This is a genomic window from Cohnella boryungensis, from assembly GCF_042651945.1.
Lineage (GTDB): Bacteria > Bacillota > Bacilli > Paenibacillales > Paenibacillaceae > Cohnella > Cohnella boryungensis.
Genome location: NZ_JBHSED010000005.1, coordinates 159,416 through 181,011, shown reverse-complemented (window position 1 = coordinate 181,011; position 21,596 = coordinate 159,416). Strand labels below are relative to the sequence as shown.

Below are 21,596 nucleotides of genomic sequence, written 5' to 3'. Positions count from 1 at the left end.
CTACCGTTCCTCCTCTAGTGTTGACCTCGGACGGCAATCGTCGAGAAAAGTCAGGAAAGGTCAAACGCAAGGCTCGACCTCGCTTACAACTAAGAGTATATCAGGTTTAGATAGACGAATCGTTAGACGATCGCTGGCAATCCAACAAAAAAACGCCTTTACGGCGTTTTCCTGCCCAATAAGCAGCGCTTATTGCAGCGTGTATGTTTTGAGCATCGAGCCGTCAGCCAAGGCGTAGAACGACAGCGATTGATGCTCTTCGCCGGCATCGTTCCAATAACGAATTTCCCAAGCTGGCTGGCCGTTGAACCAGCCAGGCATCATGCGAATCGGTTTGCCTTCATGATCCCGGGCGAACAGGTCAAGCATTTGCTCCCTGCTGAGATTGTCATCCAGCTTCGCGCGCAAAACACCATCCTTGTGCTCAAACACCATCCACGATTGACCTTCCGCATCCTTGCCGGTTACGACCCACACGGTTTCCTCCCAGGTATGGCTTACCGCTTCGGTCACTTCCGTCAAGCCGCCCTGCTCCTTCGCCAGACGAACGGCTTTGTTCTCCTCTTTGCGGTATTCGGAATCCGCCGTTCGCACGTATAGAACGAAGGAAACGAGGACAAACAGCACAAATCCCGCGATCAGAATGATCCATTTCCCTCGAGTGAGGGAAGGAAAGAACCGCTTTCCTTCGCCCCGAACCGCGCTCATGCCCGCAGCCTCTGATAGCAACGCTCGGCTTCCGCCATGATCTTCTCTTCATCCAGCGTTGTCAACTGGCCGTCGCGCAGCAGCGGCTTGCCGTCTACCCAGACATGAACGACATCCGCGCCTCTTGCGGAATAGACAAGATGGGAGACGACATCCGTACGCGGCACAAAGTGGGCCTTGCCGATATTCAAGGCGATAATGTCCGCCTTCAAGCCTGTCTTCAACTGCCCGGTGACGCCCTCAAGGCCGATGGAGCGGGCGCCGTATAGAGTGCCCATCCGCAAAGCTTCGGCTGCCGGTATCGCGGTTGGATCGCCGGAGACCCCTTTGTGAATCAAGGCCGCCGTCGAGATCTCCTGGAACAGGTCCAGGTTATTGTTGCTGGCAGCACCATCCGTCCCGAGCGAGACGGTCACGCCAGCCTTGAGCAACTCAGGCACTCTTGCCACGCCGCTGGCCAGCTTCAGATTGCTGACCGGGTTGTGGGATACCGCAACCTTGCGCTCAGCGAGCAGGGCAATCTCTTCGTCGTTCAGATGTACGGCATGGGCGACCAAAGTAGGTCGGCTGAACATTCCGAGACGATCCAGATGCTCTACGGGACGCACGCCGTAATCCCTAACGTTCTGCTCCACTTCCGCAAGCGTCTCGGACATGTGGGTATGCATCGGCAAATTCAATTCGTGCGCCGTCTCCACGAACTTGAGAATGTAATCCGGCGGACAGGTATAAGGCGCATGTGGTGACATCATGACGCTGATGCGGCCGTCCGCCTTGCCATGCCATTCCTTGGCGAAGCGGATCGCGTCCTCCAGCTTCGCCTTCTGGACGTCCTCCGGGCATAAGCCGATAACGCCTCTCGTCAAGCTCGCTCTCAGACCGGAGGTGTCAACCACCTCGGCCACCCGATGCATGTGGTCGTACATATCGACGAATGTCGTCGTACCGCTTTTAATCATCTCAACAGCGGCCAGAGCCGATCCCCAGTAAACGTCGTCTCCGGTGAATTTGGCCTCGGTAGGCCACATATGATTTTGCAGCCAGTCCTGCAGAGCCAGATCGTCAGCCATTCCTCTGAGCAGGGACATCGCCGCATGACCGTGCGTGTTCACCAGTCCCGGCATAAACAGCAAGCCGGAGCCGTCAAGCGTCTCGGTCGCGAGCGCGGTTTCCTCTGCCGGCGCTTCGCCTTGTCCCATCGCGGCAATCTTGCCGTCTTCCATGGCCAGCCAGCCCTGATATACAGGCAGCTGTTCGTCAATTGTAACAAAAGTACCCCGTTGGATTAATCGTCTTTGCTTCATCTCTCTCCGTCTCCCTCATTCAACGCTTCATGATGATCCATATAATAAGCCAGGCTAAGCAGCTCTGCGGTAAAATCGGCATTGTGAATCCGAACCCCCGGCGAAGTCTTCAGCACGACCGGGGCGAAATTAAGGATGCCCCGTATGCCCGCGGCAACGAATTCATCCGCTACCTTCTGGGCTTCGCTCGCCGGCACCGTAATAATCCCCACGGAGATGTCCAGTTGGCGTACAGAGTCCGCCAGCTCCTGCATCGGCTGAACGACGAGGTGGTTCAACAGCGTGCCGGATTTGCTAGGGTCCGCATCGAAAACCGCTACGATTTTCATGTTATCTTTAATATACATGCTATAGTTGCATAAAGCACGTCCCAAGTTGCCTGTTCCGACCAGAACGACATTCATCGTTTTGTCCAGCTTGAGAATCTGACGAATTTTCTCGATCAAATAATCTACGTTATACCCGACGCCCTTGCGGCCGAATTCTCCGAAATAAGCCAGATCCTTGCGAATCTGCGCAGGATTGAGATCCAGCTTTTCCCCCAAATCCTGAGAGGAGACGGTCTGAATGTTGCTCAAGCTCAGCTCGTTAAGAAATCTCAAATAGATCGGAAGCCTTCTGACGACAGCTTCGGAAATTTTAATAGGTTTCATCTCGCTTCTCCTTCCTCCAATGCTGCCTGTGGATGCAGCCACTCATTGATTCTTGAGGTCATGCCCGAGGTGGGCAGGTGCTCCATCTTGGGGCCGGGCAAGGAATACAGAAAGTACTTTCCGTAATTCGTATCGATCACCCGGGTATCGTACAGTATGACGATCCCCTTGTCCGTAGAGGTTCTAACGAGACGCCCGAAGCCTTGCTTGAACTTGATAACGGCTTGGGGAAGCGAGAGCTTCATGAACGGATTTTTGTTCTCGGCCTGCAGCTTCTCCGACTTGGCCTCCGCGACCGGATGATTGGGCGGCTGGAAAGGAAGCCTGACAATGGCCAGGCAGGTCAGCGCGTCTCCCGGCAAGTCGATGCCTTCCCAGAAGCTGCTCGTGCCCAGCAGCACGGAAGCCGGCTGCTTCATGAACTGCTGCGTGAGCCGGCTGCGGCTGCCGTCGTCCATTCCTTGACCGAGCACCTGAATCCCGTGCTGTTCAAGGTTCTCCTTCAACGGGTCGTATACCGCCCGAAGCATACGATAGGAGGTGAACAGCACAAGCGTTCTTCCGCCTACCGTGAGGGCGGTTTCCTGCAGCGAGGAGATCAGCGCTTGAATGAAAGCCTTCTCTCCGTCCCTGCCCTTAATGGCCGGGAAATCTCTTGGGATCAGCACGAGCGCCTGCTCCCGATATCGAAAAGGCGAAGGCAGCATGGCCGTTTTGAGACGTCCGCCCTTCTCGGCTTCGTCGAGACCGAGCTGTTCGGTAACATACTTGAAGGACTTGTCGATCGTCAGCGTTGCGGAGGTCATCACGACGCTCGCCTTGTTCTCGAATACCCCTTCGCGCAGTAAGGCGCTCACATCCGCAGGGGCGCCTAAGACCTGGATCGATCGGCTGCGATATTGCGAGTGGCCTTCGATCCAGTAGACGAATTCGGGCTTGCCAAGCGTAACAAACGACTGAGTATCGGCGCGAACGTTCGTAAAATCCTTCAGCACGCCGCCGAGATCCGTCAGCAGCCCTTGCATGCCGAGCTCGTCCGTATCCTCGCGAATTTCGACAGCCAGCTTCTCCAACGGTCGGATAAAATCGGAAAGCAGCTGAATGACATTGTTCCCGTCGATGCCAAGCGCATCCCACTGCGCGGGAAGATCATCGGGTTTAAGCCGCAGCGTTAGACTGCCGGTCTCGTCTGCAGCCGCTTGGCTGGACAGCAGCTGGAATAACGCTTCCATCCAGCGTTCCCATGCTTCTCGGATGTCATGAAGCTTGGGAATGACCATTTCCAGCTTTTCCGACCAGACGGAAGCCTGCGCCAGGCCCGATTCGGACACAGTCGAGAGCAGCTGCGGAAGCAGGCCCGTTCTGGCATCCTTCCAGGCCCGTTGCATGGGGATCATCAAGGAAGCGTATGAGGTTTTCTCGCCCAGATGACTGTTTGCCACCTCTTCCAGATGATGAGCCTCGTCGACGACAAGGCGGTCATAGGCCGGCAGCAGCCGATGATCCGCCCGCATGTCGGTGAACAGCAGGGCATGGTTCGTGATGATCAAATCCGCTTTGCCCGCCTCTTGGCGAGCGCGATGATAGAAGCATCTTCTGAACCACGGGCACGCCCGATTCAGGCAGGAGGCCGCATCGCTTGCCACAGCGCTCCACTCTTCGCGACCTCGACCGCCGGTATTCAGCTCCTCGGATTCTCCGCGAAGCGTCTCGCCCAGCCACACCGTCATACCGGCCCGGGTAACCGCTTCCTCTCTGCTGAAGGCATGGGCGGGAAGCTGCTGACGATGCTCGAATTTCCTCAAGCACAAATAGTTGTTTCTGCCTTTGAATACCGATGCTTTGAAGGACATTGGCAGCACCTGCTGAAGCAAGGGCAGGTCCCGCTCTCGCAGCTGCTCTTGAAGCTGAATCGTATGCGTGCTGACGACGATTTTTTTGTCTTCCTTCAGTCCATAATATAGGGAAGGCAGCAAGTAGCCCAGAGATTTGCCTGTTCCAGTACCGGCTTCGACCAGCAGATGGGCGTCCTCTTCCAAGGCATCATAAACCTGCTTGAACATGATGTCCTGACCTTCTCTTGCCTCGTATGCGTGGAAGGCTGATTTCAGGTTGCCCTGCACGGCGGCCAAATAGCTATCGAAATCCATATTCTGCAAAGCCAGGGAGGCTCCATCCTCCCGTCGGCCATTCTGCTCTTCGCTCCAGTCCCCGACGCTCATCGCGAACTGGCGAAAATAAAACAGACCGTCTTCGGGCATATGCGGCTGCATCTCTCTCCATGACAAAGTATCCGCGATCAACCATCCAAGATCGTCCTGATCGGACTCAAACATGCCATGAAGTCTTTGCAGCGTCAACAAAGGCAATTCTCGCAGACGGCTTCTGCATCTCAAGAACAGCTCGGCCGTAGCCAGAGCATCGCTATCTGCCTGATGCGGACGATCATGAGCGATTCCCAATGCCTGAGTAAGCGAAGCAAGCGCGAAGGACGACTGCGTCGGAAACGCGATTCGGGCCAGCTCGACCGTGTCCAGCAATCTTCCGCCGAACGGCAAATAGCCGCTCCGATCAAGGGCGGCTTGCAGAAAGCGGAAATCGAACTCAACGTTGTGGCCGACCAGTACGACATCCTGAAGCAAAGGCACGATGTCGTTAAGCATCTCCTCCGGCTCGGGCGCGCCCGCCACATCCTTGTCGGCAATCCCTGTCAGACGGGTGATTTCCGGCGGTATAGGCTTGGAGGGCCGCACGAAGCTGGCATAAGTCGAACAAACGGTCCCCGTCTCGTCAATGAAGGCGAGTCCCGCTTGAATAATTTCATCTTTGTCGGACGACATGCCCGTCGTTTCAAAGTCGAGCACGGCAAATTTCATTCCTGAGTTCCTTTCCTTCCCGGTACGCTATTCCGTTCATATCCGTACAGGAATCCGAGTCAAGCCTGAACGAGCGCATTCAGCTCTGCGCTGCCGAAATGCAATTGAATCTGTTCATGGCCCTGGCATACCGATTCCAGATTATGCCTTGCATCCCCGAAGCCGGGATCGGCGTCGAGCGCCTTGGCGAAGTAAGCTTGCGCTTTATCCAGATGCGCATAAACCGCTTGTATGCAGCCTAAAGCATTAAAAGCGATCGCTTGGACCCGGCTTTCATCGGCCATGGCCGCTATAAGCAGGAAGTGCCTCTGCGCTTCTCCCCACCGCGACAAATGCATAAGGGACATCGCCAGAAACAGTCGGCCGCAGAGAAAATCGGGGTAAGCGGCAAGCACTTCCTCCAGATGCGCAGAAGCCTGACCGAACATCTGAAGCTTGAAGTAGCCATGTCCCTTGCTGAACGCATCATGGGACATGCAGGGCTCGGGAGCGGCTGCAGAGGCCTGCTGCAAATCCCTGAAGTGTCCCATCTTGTCCTCGAACTGAAGCCATAGTTCAATAATATCATCACTTAGCGATTTGAGCATGTCCCATTGTTGCCGAAAATCGGATTTTTGATCATTAGAGGCTTGGGAATAATGCAAAATAAGTTCGTCCAGCACCTCATTCATGGTCGCGAAGCATTGTCGGATCATTGTCGTTCCCCCTTGTTCGCAAGTCAGACTGTACTGCTCATTCTGCGTTTCGGGGGAAGCTTTCATACGCGTTACAAAACGGTCGAATGCGGCTCTTCCGCCAACAATTTGACAACGCGGTTGGCTTCGTCCATGATGGCGACCCGCGGATGATGACGGCGGGCTTCCTCATCCGAGAATAGTCCGTAATTGATAATAATTACCTGGTCGCCGGGCTGAACAAGGCGAGCGGCCGCTCCATTCAGGCAGATAACTCCCGAGCCCCTTGGCCCCGGAATAACATACGTTTCGAAGCGGGCGCCATTGTTGTTATTGACGATTTGCACCTTCTCGTCGGGCAGAATGTCGACAAGCTCCATCAGGTCCTGATCAATCGTTACGCTGCCAACATAATTCAAATTGGCTTCCGTTACCGTAGCGCGATGGATTTTGGCTTTCATCATTTGGCGAAACATAAGTCAGCACCTGCTTCCGTGAGATTTAAAAGCCGATTGTCGATCAATCGGGTGCGGCCGAAGCGAACGGCCAGCGCGACGAGAAAGGTCTCGCGCATCTGCCGTAGGGGCAAGCTCCCTTCGGGAGCAGCCAAGTCGGGATAGGTCACGACTTCCGCATAATCAATGTCTGCCAGCGCGGATAAGGCGATCTCCTGCCTTAGCTTCGCCGTGAGCTCGCTGGCGTTGCAGCCTTCCGCGATCCATGGCTCCACCTTCGACAGCGCTCTGGACAACGCAAGCGCTTGTTCGCGCTCCTGCGGATTCAGATAAACGTTCCGCGAGCTCAAGGCCAGACCGTCCTTCTCGCGCACGATCGGACAGGGCACAATCTCCACCGGCACATTCAAATCCTGCGTCATCCTCTCGATCACGGCAACCTGCTGCGCGTCCTTCAGACCGAAATAGGCGCGATCCGGCTGCACGATGTTGAACAGCTTCATCACGACCGTCGCAACGCCGTCGAAATGGCCGGGCCGGCTCGCCCCGCATAATCCGTCCGTCACTTCGGACACCGTCACCGTCGTAACCCTGCGTCCGGCATACATCTCGTCTACTGTCGGAAGAAAAACAAGATCTGTTCCGCTTTCCCCAGCGATGCGAATATCCCGCTCCTCGTCGCGCGGGTATTTGTCTAAATCCTCTCCGGCGCCGAATTGAATCGGATTCACGAAAATGCTGAGTACGGTCAGCCCGTTCTCCGCCGCGGAGCGCCGCAGCAAGCTGGCATGCCCCTCGTGCAGATAGCCCATCGTCGGGACGAATCCGACCGTGCCGCCTCCCGCCGTGCGGGCGCTTCTGTATTCGGCGATCTCTCGCCTTAATTGCGCAATTGTGCGTACAATTTTCGGTTTCATTTTCTGTCGCTCCCATAGAGCTTTGAGGCTGCTTCGTTCGAAGCCTCCGCAGAATCCTGTTTCAAAGTGAAGGCATGCTTTTCTTCCGGAAAAGCCTTTGTCTTGACTTCATCGACATATTGGGCGATGGCCTCCCGTACGGTGTCTCCGATGTTCGCATAGCTCTTCACCATCTTCTTGTCCCGAATGCCGGACCCGTACTTCAACAAGTCGTGATAGACGAGCACTTGTCCGTCGCATCCCCGCCCGGCCCCGATGCCTATCGTCGGAATGCCGATCGAATGCGTTACGGCGGCGGCCAGCTCCTCGGTGACCAGCTCCAGCACGATGCCGAAAGCGCCTGCCTGCTCCAGCGCCTTGGCGTCCTGCAGCAGCCTCTCGGCTTGCTCGCTGCTCTTGCCCTGCACCTTATAGCCGCCGATCTGATGAACCATCTGCGGGGTAAGCCCGATATGTCCGAGCACGGGAATGCCGGCCGAGGCAAGCAGCCTGATCTCGTCGACGAGCTCCGCTCCGCCTTCCAGCTTTACCGCATGGGCGCCGCCCTCCTGCATGAGACGCGCGGCGTTCCGAAGCGTCGCTTCGGGACCTAGCCGATAGGTCGCGAACGGCATATCCGTCACGACCATCGTGCCGGGGGCGCCGCGTACAACCGCGCGGGTATGATAGATCATATCTTCAAGCTTCACCGGAACTGTCGTATCGTATCCAAGCACCACGTTTCCAAGCGAGTCGCCGACCAGAATCGCATCGACACCCGCCTCCTCCGCCAGCATGGCCGACGGATAATCGTATGCCGTTAACATAGCAATCGGTTTGCCTTGGCTTTTCATTGCCTTTAACCGCGGGGTTGTCAGTGCTTGTTTCATAGGAATTCCTCCTAGCGATGATGGGATTACGCAACAAAAAAACCCATTTTGCCCATAAGCAAAAAAGGTTCCCATTCAACATAGAACGTCCTTCACGTCCTTCTGTCTCGGTCCTTTCGGCTCAGAGCAGAATCCGCCGCGAATCACTGACGGTATAGAGTTGCGGTTGCAGCTTGATTGAATCGTCTCTTGCGCGAAGTGCGGTTCGCAATCGGGCGATACCGCCTTGCAGAGAAATTATAACAGAAAAACAGTCTGACGTCTATGAGCCGACACCATTCGTAAAGCAATGGACAGGACATCGAGGATGACGGTCCCCTCCTGCATTAACAGAAAAGCGCAAGTCGCGGAGCAGCAGCTTCCGGGACTTGCGCTTGTGAGAGGCGGCTCCGCCGATTCGTCTCGTTAGGCGACAGGCGCTAACGTGTTTCCCTGTGAAGGGTGTATTTCCGAAGTCGCGGGCTGTATTTCCGAAGCTCCAGCCTGGAAGGATGGGTGCGTTTGTTTTTCGTCGTCGTATAATTGCGATCTCCGCATTCGGTGCAGGCTAGCGTTACTACCACTCTCATTCTTATCCGCTCCTTTCTCCCGTCGCCGCCGACGAATTATTGAAATTGCTCTTCCAGCTGATCTCCCGCGTGATTCGGAAAATCATCCTTGAAGAGGCTCCAGTCCATGCCCATCTCTTCGTCGCTCAGCAAGCATTGATCCAATTGCCCGGTTAAGCGCTGCGGATCCAAGGCTTGTCCGATAAATACGATTTTGTTGACTCTGTCTCCGTGCTCATCGTGCCATTTCGCCGCAATCTCCGGTTCGTCGCGCAGAATTTGTTTTCTTTCAGCAGAAGGCAGCGCGGCAACCCAATAGCCGGCCGGGCCGAATTGAATGGAAGGGCCCGCTTGACTGAAGCTTTGGGCCATCGTATTGCGCGTCGCCAGCCAGGCTACGCCCTTCGCCCGTACGATCTCAGACGGCCAGTCGCTCATCCATTTCATCAGCCTCTCCGGGTGAAAGGGGCGCGTAGACTCGAAGACAAAGGAGGAGATTCCGTACTCCTCCGTCTCCGGGGTGTGATGCCCCTTCGTGAGCTCCTGAATCCAGCCGGCCGATTGGCTTGCCTCTTCAAAATCGAACAGCCCCGTATTCAGGATGGCTGACGGCTCGATTTTCCCATAGGAAGCGCGGAGGATTCTGGCCCGAGGCTGAAGCGCCCGCAGCACCGTTTCCAATTGCTCCAGCTCGGTTTCGTTCACTCGATCGCACTTATTCAGCACGAGCACGTCGCAAAACTCGATCTGATCGATCAGAAGATCGACCACCTCGCGATGATCGTCCGCCCCGACTTCCTGTTTGCGGTCCATCAGCCTGTCGCCCGAAGAGAAGTCGGCCCAGAATCGATAGGCGTCGACAACGGTGACCATGCAATCCAACCGGCAAAACCGGGACAAATCGATGCCCTGCTCTTCATCGATGTACGAGAAGGTCTGGGCGACCGGCAACGGTTCGCCGACTCCGGTGGATTCAATCAGGATATAATCGAAGCGCTGTTCGCGGGCCAGCCTCTCCACCTCGCGCAGCAAGTCCTCTCTGAGCGTGCAGCAGATGCAGCCGTTGGACATCTCCACAAGCTTCTCGTCCGTTCGGGACAGCCCGCCGCCTCCCTGAATCAGCTCGGCGTCTATGTTGACCTCGCTCAGGTCGTTCACGATTACGGCAACCCGAAGGCCGTCCCGGTTGTTCAATACATGGTTAAGCAAGGTCGTTTTTCCCGCTCCCAAATAACCGCTCAGCACCGTAACGGGAAGTTTAGTATTGTCATTCATGGTTAAGCCCCCTGACTGGACGTCCTTTTTTGTGTAAAGAACGTGCTCAAATCGTAATATTTACTTTTTATATAGTAATAATTACGATTTATATTGTCAAGAGGTTTGCAGGATAAAAGGAAAAGCTGCCGACATCGTCCCTTGAAGGAAAGATCGGCAGCCTGGCGCATCTAAAGATAAAGCGTAAATAAAGAGAGATCGCGTTCTCTCGCAGAACCGCAGTTACGCCTGTTGAGATTGGCAGGATTCGCAAAGACCGTATACTTCAAAGCGATGCCGCAAAATCTTGAAGTTGCCGGGAAGCTTGACTCCCTGGTCCATCGGACAGTCTTCGAAGGCCAGCGTCTTTTCGCAATTGACGCATATGAGATGGTGATGATGGTGAGCAAGGCAGCTTTCCCTGAATTTCAACCCGCCCTCCATAAAATAAAAATGCTCCAATACGCCCATCTCGCTCAGCATGCGAAGATTGCGATAGACCGTGTCGAAGCTGACGCTCGGATAAGACACAGACATCTGATCGTAGACATCTTTGGGGGACAAGTATCCGTCATGTTCGACGAAAATCTGGGCCAGCTTCTTCCGCTGCTCGGTCACCCTCCAGCCGTTCCTGGACATCGTGTCAAGCATGTCTTTCACCTTGTTGTTTTCTGTCACGGTTGACCGTTCCCTTCCGCTTGATATGGACGGCATGCGGATCTGGGACGCAGATCCATCGCTCCATGAATGCTTTTCTCCGTATTTTATCAAGAAGATAAGGTTTTGTCATGGAACACGCTTTTCTTCTTGAATTCTCACTTGTCGCCGGACAAGCAAAAACGCTTTAGGCGTCCTCTGGCAGCCGAAGAAGTTTTGCGGAGACGATACAGAGATGAATAAGCGTGAAGCTTATAGAGTCTGTATCGCAAGTAAAAACGGCTTCGCCGTCCTTGGGCACGGCGGCAGACGTTTTGTATCGAGCTATCAGATGGGGATAAAGGAGGCCTAAATCTTAAACTCTCTGATAGTTTAAAAAAGCCCTGCGAAGAGGGCTTTCCCTGATGGAGCTGAGCTGCAAGCAACGGGGGCGTTAACGAGTGAAACGGTTCATTAGGAATACTTCAGCCGCCGCTACCGTTACCCTCCGATTTCGGCCGAGTAGACCGTGCGCCAGCTTCCATCCTCCAGTTCGACGCGCAGCCCGCCCATCTCGTCAAGCCCGCGAGGAATTCCTTGAATCGTCCCCTGCGCCGTTCGAAGCACCGTCAGCCGTCCCAGCGTAACCGATCGCGCCTCCCAAAGCGTACGGATCGGCTCGAAGCCCTGCTCCAGGTAGAGTCCGTACAGAAGCTCGAATTCCTCCAGAACGTCCGCGATGAGCTGAACGCGGTCCACAGGCGAGCCGGAAGCCATCTTCAGCGAGATCGCCTTGTCCAGCAGCTCCTCCGGGTAATCCTCCGGGTCCAGATTGACCGAGATGCCCATACCGACGACGATATATTTCACCCGTTCATCCTCGGCGGCGGATTCCAGCAAGATGCCGCTGATCTTTTTGCCTCCGACCAGCAGGTCATTGGGCCATTTAATGCCGATAGAAAGGCCGGGAACAACCTTCGAGACGGCGCGACTTAGCGCGACAGCGGTCAACAGCGTCAATTGCGGACTCAGCGGCAACGGCACGGGTGGACGCAGCAGCAGGCTCATCCAGACTCCCTTGCCTGGCGGCGACACCCAGGTTCGCCCCAATCGCCCGCGTCCCTGATTTTGCTGCTCCGCGATGACCAGCGTTCCCTCTGCCGCTCCTTGCTCGGCCAACCGACGCACTTCGTCTTGCGTGGAGGCGACAACCTCGCGCAGATGCAGCTGTCTGCCGAACGCGGTCGTGTGCAACCGCAGAAGCAGCTCCTGGACCGACAGACGAGATGGCTTGCCCGTCAGACGGTATCCGAGCCTTCGCACCGCCTCTACGGCATAGCCCTCCGCTTCCAGCTTGCGCACCTGCTTCCAGACGGCGGTGCGGCTGACGTTCAACGCCCGGCTGATCTCTTCCCCCGACACATATTCGCCCGCCCGCTCCTCCAGAAGACTTAGCAAGCTCGGTTTGCTCATCCGTGTCGCCCCCCTTCCGTCAATGCTTTGGCTGCGGATAACAGCGAGAATTTCTCATTTGGCAGCTCTCCCGATGCGACGCGCTCCAGCAACTCCCGCAGCGCCGCCGAGACCCAAGGCCCCGGAGGCTTCGCCAGATAGGCGGACAGCTCGTCCCCCTTCACATCCAGCTCCGCTACGGTGGCGATCTGCATGCTCTCGGACCACTGTGATTCCGCTTCGGTCTCGTATCCGCATGCTTCAAGTATCGTCAGCGCGTCGGAGGCGGCCGAACGGCCCAGCGCCAGCACCGCGCCGACCCATGCCGCTTGCCGTTCCTGCTCGGGTCTGGACGCCAGCCTCTCGAAAAATCCGGCGATGCCGGAAATTCGGGCCGTGCGCTGCCCGCTGATCCTTAAGGCGCGCATCAAGGTCGCCACATCTGCGGCGCCTATGTTCATCCCCCACAGGAGAGCACCCCAGCGCAGATCGGCGTCCGGAAGCCCCGGGAGATGCAGCAGGTTGCCAAGCGACGCTTCATCGGCGACAGGCGCACCCCACGGGTCCCATTCCCAAGCGGCGCCATTCAAGCGATATCGCTCGGCGGCTCTCATGAAAGCCTCCGGCAGCGGCTCCTTAACGAACTTGAGCAGGCCGCTCTTGAACAAGTAATGCATCGCTTGCTCCGGGCCTCTGCCGGATATCATTCGATCCCATTCGGAGCTGACTCGTTCGATTGCCACCCGTTCCAGCCTGCGGCGATGTTCCACGATCGCCTCCCACACGTCGGGAAGCAGCTCGAAGCCCAGCTCAGCCGCGAAGCGGATCGCTCTCAGCATGCGAAGCGCATCTTCCCCGAAGCGCTCGGAGGGCTCGCCTACGCATGCGACAACGCCGGCTCGCAGCGCGTCTTCTCCGCCGAAAGGATCGACGAGCCGCTCGTCGGAGCCAAGCGCCATCGCGTTAAACGTGAAGTCCCGCCGGGCGAGGTCTTCCTTGATGTCGGGCACGAAAACAACGTCGTCCGGTCTTCTTCCATCGGAGTAGGACGCTTCGCGTCGGAACGTCGTCACCTCGAACGCCTCGCCCTTCTCCATGACCGTTACAGTGCCGTGCTTCAGTCCGGTAGGAAGGGTGCGTTCAAATAGCGCCATCACTTCCTCGGGCCTGGCCGAGGTTGCGATATCGATATCGTGAAGCGGTCGGTCAAGCCGCCAGTCCCGGACGCAGCCGCCGACCAAATAAGCCTGATGCCCCGCCTTCTCCAGGGCGCGCACAATATCCAAGCCCTCCGTCCATAGCTTGCGCTCTTCCTCTTGCATCTCGAACCTTCCTTCTCCGCGCGCTCCCGCCTGCGGCGGTCCGCCTATATTTTGCAGGCGGGAACAGGCGATTCCAACGGTGTGCCGAGCACGCGGTAATAGATTTCCTCATATTGGGACGTAATCAGCTTATCGCAGAACACGTGGTGCGCCCGCTGCAAGCAAGCCTCCCTGAAGTCTGCGTACAGCTTCTCATCCAGAAGCAGCTTTAACGCGTTGGCCGCCATATCGTCCGTGTCGCCAATCGTGGACAAATATCCTGTGCGGCCATGTTGAACAAGCTCGGGGATGCCTCCGGCTATGGAGCCGATCGTCGGCACGCCGCAAGCCATCGCTTCCAGCGCGACGAGACCGAAGCTTTCCTTCTCGGAGGGCAGCAGCATCAGATCGGCAATGGAGATCACCTGCGCCACATCGTCCTGCTTGCCCAAGAAATGAACGCGGTCGGTCAAGCCCATCGCATGGATTTTCGTCTGAATTTTCGGCAGATCCGGGCCTTCTCCGACAAGCACCAATCTCGACGGCGTCTGCTCGTTGACCTTGGCGAATATATCCACCACATCCATCGTTCTCTTGACTGGACGGAAGTTGGAGATGTGCATCAGCACCTTCTCGTTCGGGGTCGCGTAATCCCTTCGCAAGTCCGAGCAATCTCGCGGGTAGTAGATACGTTTGTCTACGAAATTATAGGTGAGATCGATTGGCTCCTGAATGTCGAGGAGCTCTCTCGTTTCGCGAATAAGGTCCCGGCTCACCGCAGTGACCGCATCGCTCTTGCGAATTCCGAGACGAATAATATCCTTCAGCGTCTCGTCTTGCGCAAGTACGGTAATATCCGTGCCATGCAGCGTCGTGACGACCTTCAGATCGTCTCCGGCCATCTGCTTCGCCAGAATGGCGCAGATCGCATGCGGCACCGCATAGTGAACATGCAGCAGGTCCAGCTTCTGCAATCTTGCGACCTGGTTCATTTTACTTGCGAGCGACAGATCGTAAGGAGGGTAGCGGAAGACGTAATAGTCCGATACTTCGACCTCGTGATAGAAAATGTTGCGGTGAAATTTCCCCAGTCGGAAAGGCATGCTATGCGTGATAAAGTGAATTTCGTGCCCCTTCTCCGCCAGCAGCTTTCCAAGCTCCGTAGCAACGACTCCGGAGCCGCCCAGCGAAGGGTAGCATGTAATGCCTATTTTAAGCGGTCGATTCATGTCGCGTTCCCCCTGTCCGGTCGCCAAACGACCGATGGCTGACTCCGTCAAAGTCCATCGGTCGTCATTCCGTATTATATTCCCCCAAGTCTCGTCATTAGAAGCGATCAAGCCTGATCGGCCCTTTGGGGATGAAGCCTTCGGCAAAGCGCAGCTTGCGGGACTGCCCCAGCAGCCTGTCGCGAGCTTCTACGTTGTCGAGATACGCGCCCGTTAATGGCGTCTCCACCCAATCCGCCTCGCTTCCTTCCGGCATGAATTGCGAACGGTAAGCCTTCAAGGCGTTCATCTTGAGCGTCTGCTCCTCGCTGATGTCAATGAGAAGCTGGGGCGTATGCGCGTCGTTGATAAAGTAAAAATAAAGCTGCTCAACCGTCCATGCGGGCAGCTCCGGCAAATATTTTCTTAGCTTCGCATTAAATACCGCTTCCTCCGCCATACGACTGCAGGCGATATGATCGGGATGGCGATCCACGAAATATGGCGCGAAAACAAGACGCGGACGATACTTGCGGATGGCCGCCACCATCGCTTGAAGCTGCTCCGGCACAGCGGCGAGTCCGCGGTCCGGAAGCCCCAGATTTTCTCTTGCGGCAAGCCCGAGCAGCACGCTTGCTTCCTCGGACTCGCGCTGCCGGGTTTCCACATTGCCGTTGGAGGACATTTCCGCAAAAGTCAGATCGACAATGCCGACCGCTTGACCGGCTTTCGCATGCTTAACGATTGTCCCTCCCATCCCGATCTCGGCATCGTCGGGATGCGCGGCGAATACAAGGATATCCAATTGCTGATGATCGTTCTTGTTCATGGCGGACTCAACCTTCGATTCCCGGCTTATACTTATGTACGAGCTCGCGCCAAGCGAAATCTCCGCGCTCCAGCGCTTTGACCAGCAGCTCTCCAGTCGCCACGTTCGTGGCCACCGGTATGCCTTGCACGTCGCAAAGCCGCAGCAAAGCGATAATATCGGGCTCGTGCGGCTGCGCCATCAGCGGATCGCGGAAAAACAGAATGAGGTCCATCGTGTTCTCCGCGACCCGCGCGCCAATCTGCTGGTCCCCGCCAAGGGGGCCGGACATGAAGCGATGCACGGTTAGAGAGGTGCTATCCATAATGCGTTGCCCTGTCGTTCCCGTTCCGTACAAACGGTGATGCTTCAGTACATGCTCATAGGCAATGGCGAAGTTCACCATTTCATCTTTTTTGCGGTCGTGGGCAATTAGCGCGATATCGATCATCGACGTTACTCCTCTCCAGAGGGGGAATCTTTTCGGTCCTTATGCTGAGCCAGTTGCCGGTTCAGGCAGCTTAATCCAGAAAATGCTCGAAGCCGTATACCATTCCTGTTACGGTCATGATTTTTTTGATCGCGGTATTCACACCTGGCATATAGCCGGCCCGATCGTAAGAATCGTGACGAATTTTGAGCGTTTGCCCGAAGGCGCCGAAGATCACCTCTTGCTGCGCGAATACGCCCGGCAGCCTTACGCTATGTATGCGAAATCCGTTATAATAGCCGCCCCGCGCGCCTTCGATCACTTCCTCTTCGTTCGGGTTGCCCTGACGGATTTCCTCCCGCGACTCCGCGATCCATTCGGCCGTCTTGATCGAGGTGCCCGAAGGCGCATCCAGCTTCTGGTCGCCATGGGTTTCGATGATTTCCACGTGAGGAAAATATTTGGCCGCCATTGCGGAAAATTTCATCATCAGAATCGCGCCGATGGAGAAGTTCGGAGCGATCAATCCCCCGATGCCCTTCTCCTTGCATTGCTTGTCCAGTTCTGCGATCTGTTCAGGCGTAAAGCCCGTCGTCCCCATCACCGGACGAACCCCGTATGCAAGCGCCGTCTCGGCATTCGGCATCGCGGATTTCGGATTCGTAAAATCGACGAGAACGTCGGCTTTGCATCGGGACAGCGCCTCAGCCAGATTGGCGGACATAATGACGCCGGTGTCGGGCTTGCCGACAAGCGTACCGGCGTCAACAGGTCCTGCCGAAGTTGCCACGGCGGCGACAAGCTTTAATTCCGGATCTTCAAGCACCATTCGGACAACTTCGCGGCCCATGCGCCCGCTCGCTCCCGCAACGGCTACGTTAATGATGTGCGACAATCGAATCACCTGTTCCTTTTTGAGTAATATTGGGAATATTGTTGTTTAAGCAGACTTCTTCTTTCGGTCCGAATCTCGCTGAGCAGCCGTTTCGCTTCCTCCCAGCCGGGTTCGAGCTGAAGCGCGTCGCGCAGCGCCTCAAGCGCCTGTCGGTAGCTTCTCTCTGCGCGGTAGGCGATACCGAGCAGCAGCTTCGCCTCTGCGGCAAGCGGGTCGAGCTGGATCGCTTCCTTCAGGATCGCAACGACGGCCCCATTGTCCGGCTCGGGGAGGTGCAGCCACTGCTTCGCCAGGGCTATCCGTTCCCGAGACAGAAGCGCGCATAGGTGCAGGCGATAGGATGGCTCATCCGGGTTCAGCTCGGCCGCCTTCCGGGCATAGCTCATCGCGAGGCTCGTTTTCCCGCTTCTCGCGCAGGTGATGGACCCGCGATAATAGTAATCGGCGTTATCCGGCTCAAGGGAGATTGCCTGCCCGAACCAGCGGATCGCAGCTTCGAAGTCCCCTTGCAAGATGGCGTCGTAGGCTTGCTGAAGGCACGCATCCCCGTTCATGCCGACCATCCTCCCTTCCAGGCGGGGATAGTACAGCATATGAGGATCAGCCGTTATCTGTGTGCTTCTTGGTCCACCGATCGGCGTCGCGCGTGTTGAATTTGTGCATGACCTTGCGATGGGCTTCCGTCAGATCGATGCCCAAAGCATTCGCGAAGCAGGTGACGATAAATAAGATATCGCCAAGCTCCATCTCGATCGAATTGTCGGCTTCATCCCTTTTTTTAGGCTTCTCGCCGTAGCTGTGGTTCACTTCACGGGCCAGCTCCCCGACCTCTTCCGTCATTCTGGCCAGCATGGAAAGCGGAGAGAAGTAGCCTTCCTTGAACTGCGAAATATAGGCGTCCACCTCGCGCTGGATGTCGGCCAGCGTCTTCTCTTGCAACGTGATATCGGAAATACGGGACTCTCCCATCCTAAGCTTCCTCTCGTGAAGGTTTATACTCTATGTTAGCGCAAGACGAATTCGATGACAAATGCAAATTTGGAGGAATTCATCGATGAACCGATTCCTGTTCTGGAACTCCGTCAAAAGCTGGTCCCTGCTCCTGGCCGGCACGGCGCTGTACGCCTTCGGGCTGCAATACTTTATCATTCCCAACCTTCTTATGGAAGGAGGGGTGACAGGCATTGCCGTGCTGCTGAATTACGCGCTGGAGCTGCCCGTATCGCTGACCTCCCTGCTGATCAACCTTCCGCTGTTCCTGCTCGGATGGCGTCAGCTTGGCAGGGGAGCGATGCTGTACACGCTTGCGGGAACCGTGCTGCTGTCACTCTTTCTCTGGATTGCCGAGCAAGCGGTAGAGCGCGGATGGCTCGTTCCGTTCCGCTCCGAGCATGATTTCATTCTGGTTGTCCTCTACGCGGGCGTTACGCTGGGCGTCGGACTGGGCTTGGTATTCCGCGCGGGGGGAACGACCGGCGGCGTCGACATCATTGCGCGAATCCTGCATCGGATGCGCGGCTGGAGCATGGGCCAGATTATTCTGTCGCTGGACGTGCTCGTCCTCGGCGTATCCCTGCTATTTATCCCGAAGGAAAAGGTGCTCTATACCCTGGTCAGCGTATTTATCGCGTCTAAGATCATCGATTATATTCAGGAAGGCGCATATTCGGCGAAAGCCTTCACGATCCTGTGCACCGAGCCCGAGAAGCTGGCCGGGACGATTACGCGGGCGCTTGACCGCGGCGTTACGCTGATGCCCGCTGTAGGCGCCTACTCCGGAGAAAGCAAAACGATCGTCTACTGCGTCGTCAGCCGGTTCGAGATCGGCAAATTAAAAAGCCTCGTCCGTCAGCATGACCGGAGGGCTTTTATTGTCATAAGCGAGGTGCATGACGTGCTGGGCGAAGGCTTTCGGGATGAATGATGCCGCCCAGATCGATCAGTCTTTCTTGCGCCACCTTCGCAGCAGCCGCTGCGCCGCATCTTCCTTGGGAGGCGTCCTGTCCGCAGGGAGACTCCGTCCGGAAAACTCCTCGTATTTATAGCGCCGCCAGCCGACCCAGGTCAGAATGGTCACGATGAACGAGCCCATCATCGCCGACCAGCCCCACGAGGGAGGCGCAGCGCCAAGCGGAGGAACTACCGCGCCGGAGGCTGTCTTCTGCTCCGGAAACATCTCGTCCAGCGCTTCTCTCAGAGGAGCAAGCGTGCCGTGCAGCAGCTTCGCGGGAGGCGTATCCGCGCCATAGATGCGCCGCGCGTAACGCATGACCGAATCGGTTCTTTCGATCTTCCAGGGCTCCGAACGAAGCAGCATCGCTGTACGAACGATTCCGTAATGCTCCGACAGCTCCTCGAAGGCCTTTAAGACGGCCTTGGACGCCGGTCCTGCCGCCGAGGCAGGCTCGGGAAGCGCAGCAGCAAGCTTGGCAAAATCCTCCTGAAACACCTTTTGATAGCGATGCCAGATCGGTTTATCCGGATGGGCCAAAGCGTCCGCCGCCAATCTGAGAGAAGCGGAGAGGGTTTTCCATCTGCCGAGATCCGGCTGAACGGACGCGACAGCCCGTTTCAGCTCGGTCACATTGCGAGCCAGCGCTTGAATGCCCTCCGCCGTGGCGATCGTACTCATCGGCAAACCGCGCAGCTGATGCTCGACTTCCCCAAGCCGCTTCGCAACCGTCTCCGTATTGCTTCTATTCACGGCATCATACAGTCTTTCCGCCGAGGTCAAGAAATGTTCATACGGCTGATCTTGGGCCGGAGCCGCCACACCTGAGGTTGGCGAGCATGTCCAAACCCATAGCATGAGCAGCGCCAACGGAAATCCCGCGACGCGCCATCTTAAGCGAGCCCCCTGTTTCCTTCCCTGCGTCCACACGGACATCCCCTCCTACCCCATGGATATGAGGAGACGCGCGCGATTAGAACGACTTGTCCGTTGCAGCGGCGCGTTTGTCGAATGCGAATCTCGCAATCCCCGCCGCCAATACGCTAAGAGCGGTTAGGATCACCGTAAACAACGCGACAGCCGGTACATCATCGTTCAATGGGCCCGGCAAATACGGGTATACGCCATAGGTGTAATCCACCGTGTCGTTGAGAAACGTCCAGGCGGCAGCAGCAAGCAGAGCGATTCCCCCATACGTGAAAAAGCGGGCGTAGAGAAGTGCCATTACAGCCATGGCGGTGTGTCCGACGATCAGCATCCAATGATCCCAATAAAGGGTGTCTCCCTGCGCCTGACCCGCGAATATGACCGCTGTTGCCCAAATGCCGTACTTCACGGAGGTAACCACGCCAAGCGCTTCAATAACGCCCCGGATGCCATTGATCCACTTCCGAGGCGACGGCTTGGGAGCAAGCCACACCCAAAGCACCGCCAGTGCAAAAAACAGCGAAGCCGTAGGGCTGTCCGGCACGAACGGAATTTGCCAATGCGGGTGCTCGGCCCATGTCGCTTCCAGCTGCCCTTTGTACCAGTAGTAACCGTATATCGTTCCCGGAACATAAATGATCATCATCAGCCACAGAGTCGCGGGATGAAGCAGCACGCTGCGGGAAAGCAGCCATTTCATAATACCCCTCAATCGTTCTCCTCCCGAAATCAGCCTTTGTATCTCGCGACCAGACGAGGATCGCCTTGTCGGCAGATTGTCCTTTCTGAACGTCTTACAAAAAAACCTGACCGTTAAGGTCAGGTTCTGGACGGTGCCGGGTTTATTCAGCGCCCGCTTTTTGTTTGGAGAGCCAGGTTGCGATCTGGTCGATCTGCTCCTCCGAGAGATCTCCCTTGAACGGCGGCATCATATCGCCTTTGCCGTCCGTAATGATGGTTACCAGTTCTTCCTTGCTAAGGGTATCTCCGATTCCACGAAGGGCTGGGCCCGAAGCGCCTTCAAGCTCGGCGCCGTGGCACGCGATACATTGCGCTTGAGTCATCGTATCGGTGAATGCGGGATCGTCCGCTTCCACCATCGCTGCGATCTTTTCCTTGCCCGGAACCGGACGCGGCTTGCCGTTCTTGACGGCTTCCTCCGCCTTGATCTCGCGCTCGATATGCTCGGGAATTTGACCGTTCGCTTCCAGCTCGTGCTGGTAGTGACTCCAAGAAACATAAGTCAGGTAAGTTACGGCCGCCAGCGACACGATCATCAACGAAGATGCGATCGGACGACGATAGAAGCGGCGTTCCTTGCCTGTATCGAGGAACGGAGCAAGCAGAAGAGCGATAAACGGAATGCCGGACAATCCGAGAATGCCGAGTACGATATAATCGCCCGACGCGTATGGATATTTCAGCAATTGATACAGGAACAGGAAGTACCAGTCCGGCATCGGAATAAATGCGCTGTTCAACGGGTCAGCCGGGTAGCCCAGAGGAGCCGGCTCGGCAATGACCAAAGTCAGGAACCCGACCAGCACAACAACGCCGACCATCCATTCCTTAAGCAGGAAGTTCGGAATAAAGGCTTCGGACTTTCCCGGATACGAAGTATAGTCAGGAGGCGTTACGTTCGAGTAGTCCCGTTTGCGGATACGCGAATCTCCGACGAATACGACTTTTTCGTTTGGATCATGTTTATGTGCCATCGCTAGTCACTCCCC

Annotated in this window: 23 protein-coding genes; 1 reads left to right on the top strand and 22 read right to left on the bottom strand. The window is 56.4% G+C overall.

What is annotated here, in order from left to right:
- Positions 1–189: 189 nt before the first annotated feature.
- The 19 genes from ACFO1S_RS05395 to ACFO1S_RS05305 form a co-directional block, all read right to left on the bottom strand.
- Positions 190–708 (bottom strand): cell wall elongation regulator TseB-like domain-containing protein, encoded by a 519-nt coding sequence (locus ACFO1S_RS05395; RefSeq protein ID WP_204603259.1) that lies wholly within the window; start codon positions 706–708, stop codon positions 190–192.
- Complete coding sequence (locus ACFO1S_RS05390; RefSeq protein WP_204603260.1) at positions 705–2,012, bottom strand: amidohydrolase; 1,308 nt, start codon at positions 2,010–2,012, stop codon at positions 705–707. Before ACFO1S_RS05390 ends, ACFO1S_RS05395 begins: the two co-directional genes overlap by 4 nt.
- Complete coding sequence (locus ACFO1S_RS05385; RefSeq protein ID WP_204603261.1) at positions 2,009–2,665, bottom strand: redox-sensing transcriptional repressor Rex; 657 nt, start codon at positions 2,663–2,665, stop codon at positions 2,009–2,011. The genes ACFO1S_RS05390 and ACFO1S_RS05385 overlap by 4 nt, the downstream gene beginning before the upstream one ends.
- Positions 2,662–5,541, bottom strand: a complete 2,880-nt coding sequence (dinG, locus tag ACFO1S_RS05380; protein WP_204603262.1) for an ATP-dependent DNA helicase DinG — start codon at positions 5,539–5,541, stop codon at positions 2,662–2,664. The genes ACFO1S_RS05385 and dinG overlap by 4 nt, the downstream gene beginning before the upstream one ends.
- Before the next feature lie 59 nt (positions 5,542–5,600).
- Positions 5,601–6,236 (bottom strand): hypothetical protein, encoded by a 636-nt coding sequence (locus tag ACFO1S_RS05375; RefSeq protein ID WP_204603263.1) that lies wholly within the window; start codon positions 6,234–6,236, stop codon positions 5,601–5,603.
- Positions 6,237–6,307: 71 nt separating this feature from the next.
- Positions 6,308–6,691, bottom strand: a complete 384-nt coding sequence (panD, locus tag ACFO1S_RS05370; RefSeq protein WP_204603264.1) for an aspartate 1-decarboxylase — start codon at positions 6,689–6,691, stop codon at positions 6,308–6,310.
- Positions 6,676–7,587 carry a pantoate--beta-alanine ligase gene (gene panC, locus ACFO1S_RS05365; RefSeq protein WP_204603265.1) on the bottom strand — a complete coding sequence of 304 codons (912 nt, stop codon included), beginning with the start codon at positions 7,585–7,587 and terminating at the stop codon, positions 6,676–6,678. Before panC ends, panD begins: the two co-directional genes overlap by 16 nt.
- Positions 7,584–8,456: a 3-methyl-2-oxobutanoate hydroxymethyltransferase gene (gene panB, locus ACFO1S_RS05360; protein ID WP_204603266.1), complete on the bottom strand. Its 873-nt coding sequence runs from the start codon at positions 8,454–8,456 to the stop codon at positions 7,584–7,586. The genes panC and panB overlap by 4 nt, the downstream gene beginning before the upstream one ends.
- A 419-nt stretch (positions 8,457–8,875) precedes the next feature.
- Positions 8,876–9,025, bottom strand: coding sequence for a 50S ribosomal protein L33 (rpmG, locus tag ACFO1S_RS05355; RefSeq protein ID WP_204603267.1), 150 nt, complete (start codon positions 9,023–9,025; stop codon positions 8,876–8,878).
- 36 nt (positions 9,026–9,061) lie between these two features.
- Positions 9,062–10,279 carry a GTP-binding protein gene (locus ACFO1S_RS05350; protein ID WP_204603268.1) on the bottom strand — a complete coding sequence of 406 codons (1,218 nt, stop codon included), beginning with the start codon at positions 10,277–10,279 and terminating at the stop codon, positions 9,062–9,064.
- Between the two features lie 222 nt (positions 10,280–10,501).
- Entirely contained in the window at positions 10,502–10,909 is a 408-nt protein-coding gene (locus ACFO1S_RS05345) for a Fur family transcriptional regulator (protein WP_378126394.1), read from the bottom strand.
- Between the two features lie 486 nt (positions 10,910–11,395).
- Entirely contained in the window at positions 11,396–12,367 is a 972-nt protein-coding gene (locus tag ACFO1S_RS05340) for a biotin--[acetyl-CoA-carboxylase] ligase (RefSeq protein WP_204603269.1), read from the bottom strand.
- On the bottom strand, positions 12,364–13,668 hold the full coding sequence (locus tag ACFO1S_RS05335) for a CCA tRNA nucleotidyltransferase (RefSeq protein WP_204603270.1): 1,305 nt from the start codon (positions 13,666–13,668) through the stop codon (positions 12,364–12,366). The genes ACFO1S_RS05340 and ACFO1S_RS05335 overlap by 4 nt, the downstream gene beginning before the upstream one ends.
- Before the next feature lie 44 nt (positions 13,669–13,712).
- Entirely contained in the window at positions 13,713–14,876 is a 1,164-nt protein-coding gene (gene bshA, locus ACFO1S_RS05330) for an N-acetyl-alpha-D-glucosaminyl L-malate synthase BshA (RefSeq protein WP_204603271.1), read from the bottom strand.
- A 97-nt stretch (positions 14,877–14,973) separates the two neighbouring features.
- On the bottom strand, positions 14,974–15,684 hold the full coding sequence (gene bshB1, locus ACFO1S_RS05325) for a bacillithiol biosynthesis deacetylase BshB1 (RefSeq protein ID WP_204603272.1): 711 nt from the start codon (positions 15,682–15,684) through the stop codon (positions 14,974–14,976).
- Positions 15,685–15,691: 7 nt separating this feature from the next.
- Entirely contained in the window at positions 15,692–16,114 is a 423-nt protein-coding gene (locus tag ACFO1S_RS05320; protein WP_204603273.1) for a methylglyoxal synthase, read from the bottom strand.
- A 70-nt stretch (positions 16,115–16,184) separates the two neighbouring features.
- Positions 16,185–16,988 (bottom strand): 4-hydroxy-tetrahydrodipicolinate reductase, encoded by an 804-nt coding sequence (gene dapB, locus ACFO1S_RS05315; protein WP_204603420.1) that lies wholly within the window; start codon positions 16,986–16,988, stop codon positions 16,185–16,187.
- A gap of 5 nt (positions 16,989–16,993) precedes the next feature.
- Complete coding sequence (locus tag ACFO1S_RS05310) at positions 16,994–17,542, bottom strand: tetratricopeptide repeat protein (RefSeq protein WP_204603274.1); 549 nt, start codon at positions 17,540–17,542, stop codon at positions 16,994–16,996.
- Positions 17,543–17,588: 46 nt separating this feature from the next.
- Positions 17,589–17,957: a nucleotide pyrophosphohydrolase gene (locus ACFO1S_RS05305; RefSeq protein WP_204603275.1), complete on the bottom strand. Its 369-nt coding sequence runs from the start codon at positions 17,955–17,957 to the stop codon at positions 17,589–17,591.
- Between the two features lie 85 nt (positions 17,958–18,042).
- Here ACFO1S_RS05305 and ACFO1S_RS05300 point away from each other — a divergent pair, with 85 nt between their 5' ends.
- The gene (locus ACFO1S_RS05300) at positions 18,043–18,912 is read left to right on the top strand and encodes a YitT family protein (protein WP_204603276.1); all 870 of its coding nucleotides are present in this window, start codon (positions 18,043–18,045) and stop codon (positions 18,910–18,912) included.
- 15 nt (positions 18,913–18,927) lie between these two features.
- Here the strand turns inward: ACFO1S_RS05300 and ACFO1S_RS05295 are convergent, their stop codons facing one another.
- The 3 genes from ACFO1S_RS05295 to ACFO1S_RS05285 form a co-directional block, all read right to left on the bottom strand.
- Complete coding sequence (locus ACFO1S_RS05295) at positions 18,928–19,869, bottom strand: sporulation protein YpjB (RefSeq protein WP_204603277.1); 942 nt, start codon at positions 19,867–19,869, stop codon at positions 18,928–18,930.
- A gap of 43 nt (positions 19,870–19,912) precedes the next feature.
- Positions 19,913–20,566, bottom strand: a complete 654-nt coding sequence (locus ACFO1S_RS05290; RefSeq protein WP_204603421.1) for a DUF1405 domain-containing protein — start codon at positions 20,564–20,566, stop codon at positions 19,913–19,915.
- A gap of 142 nt (positions 20,567–20,708) precedes the next feature.
- Positions 20,709–21,581 (bottom strand): c-type cytochrome, encoded by an 873-nt coding sequence (locus ACFO1S_RS05285; protein ID WP_204603278.1) that lies wholly within the window; start codon positions 21,579–21,581, stop codon positions 20,709–20,711.
- Positions 21,582–21,596: the final 15 nt, after the last annotated feature.

Bases quoted from the DNA above. Each gene is read 5' to 3' on its own strand.
- ACFO1S_RS05395 (WP_204603259.1), bottom strand. From the start codon at position 708: ATGAGCGCGGTTCGGGGCGAAGGAAAGCGGTTCTTTCCTTCCCTCACT.
- ACFO1S_RS05390 (WP_204603260.1), bottom strand. From the start codon at position 2,012: ATGAAGCAAAGACGATTAATCCAACGGGGTACTTTTGTTACAATTGAC.
- ACFO1S_RS05385 (WP_204603261.1), bottom strand. From the start codon at position 2,665: ATGAAACCTATTAAAATTTCCGAAGCTGTCGTCAGAAGGCTTCCGATC.
- dinG (WP_204603262.1), bottom strand. From the start codon at position 5,541: ATGAAATTTGCCGTGCTCGACTTTGAAACGACGGGCATGTCGTCCGAC.
- ACFO1S_RS05375 (WP_204603263.1), bottom strand. From the start codon at position 6,236: ATGATCCGACAATGCTTCGCGACCATGAATGAGGTGCTGGACGAACTT.
- panD (WP_204603264.1), bottom strand. From the start codon at position 6,691: ATGTTTCGCCAAATGATGAAAGCCAAAATCCATCGCGCTACGGTAACG.
- panC (WP_204603265.1), bottom strand. From the start codon at position 7,587: ATGAAACCGAAAATTGTACGCACAATTGCGCAATTAAGGCGAGAGATC.
- panB (WP_204603266.1), bottom strand. From the start codon at position 8,456: ATGAAACAAGCACTGACAACCCCGCGGTTAAAGGCAATGAAAAGCCAA.
- rpmG (WP_204603267.1), bottom strand. From the start codon at position 9,025: ATGAGAGTGGTAGTAACGCTAGCCTGCACCGAATGCGGAGATCGCAAT.
- ACFO1S_RS05350 (WP_204603268.1), bottom strand. From the start codon at position 10,279: ATGAATGACAATACTAAACTTCCCGTTACGGTGCTGAGCGGTTATTTG.
- ACFO1S_RS05345 (WP_378126394.1), bottom strand. From the start codon at position 10,909: ATGCTTGACACGATGTCCAGGAACGGCTGGAGGGTGACCGAGCAGCGG.
- ACFO1S_RS05340 (WP_204603269.1), bottom strand. From the start codon at position 12,367: ATGAGCAAACCGAGCTTGCTAAGTCTTCTGGAGGAGCGGGCGGGCGAA.
- ACFO1S_RS05335 (WP_204603270.1), bottom strand. From the start codon at position 13,668: ATGCAAGAGGAAGAGCGCAAGCTATGGACGGAGGGCTTGGATATTGTG.
- bshA (WP_204603271.1), bottom strand. From the start codon at position 14,876: ATGAATCGACCGCTTAAAATAGGCATTACATGCTACCCTTCGCTGGGC.
- bshB1 (WP_204603272.1), bottom strand. From the start codon at position 15,684: ATGAACAAGAACGATCATCAGCAATTGGATATCCTTGTATTCGCCGCG.
- ACFO1S_RS05320 (WP_204603273.1), bottom strand. From the start codon at position 16,114: ATGATCGATATCGCGCTAATTGCCCACGACCGCAAAAAAGATGAAATG.
- ACFO1S_RS05310 (WP_204603274.1), bottom strand. From the start codon at position 17,542: ATGAACGGGGATGCGTGCCTTCAGCAAGCCTACGACGCCATCTTGCAA.
- ACFO1S_RS05305 (WP_204603275.1), bottom strand. From the start codon at position 17,957: ATGGGAGAGTCCCGTATTTCCGATATCACGTTGCAAGAGAAGACGCTG.
- ACFO1S_RS05300 (WP_204603276.1), top strand. From the start codon at position 18,043: ATGAACCGATTCCTGTTCTGGAACTCCGTCAAAAGCTGGTCCCTGCTC.
- ACFO1S_RS05290 (WP_204603421.1), bottom strand. From the start codon at position 20,566: ATGAAATGGCTGCTTTCCCGCAGCGTGCTGCTTCATCCCGCGACTCTG.
- ACFO1S_RS05285 (WP_204603278.1), bottom strand. From the start codon at position 21,581: ATGGCACATAAACATGATCCAAACGAAAAAGTCGTATTCGTCGGAGAT.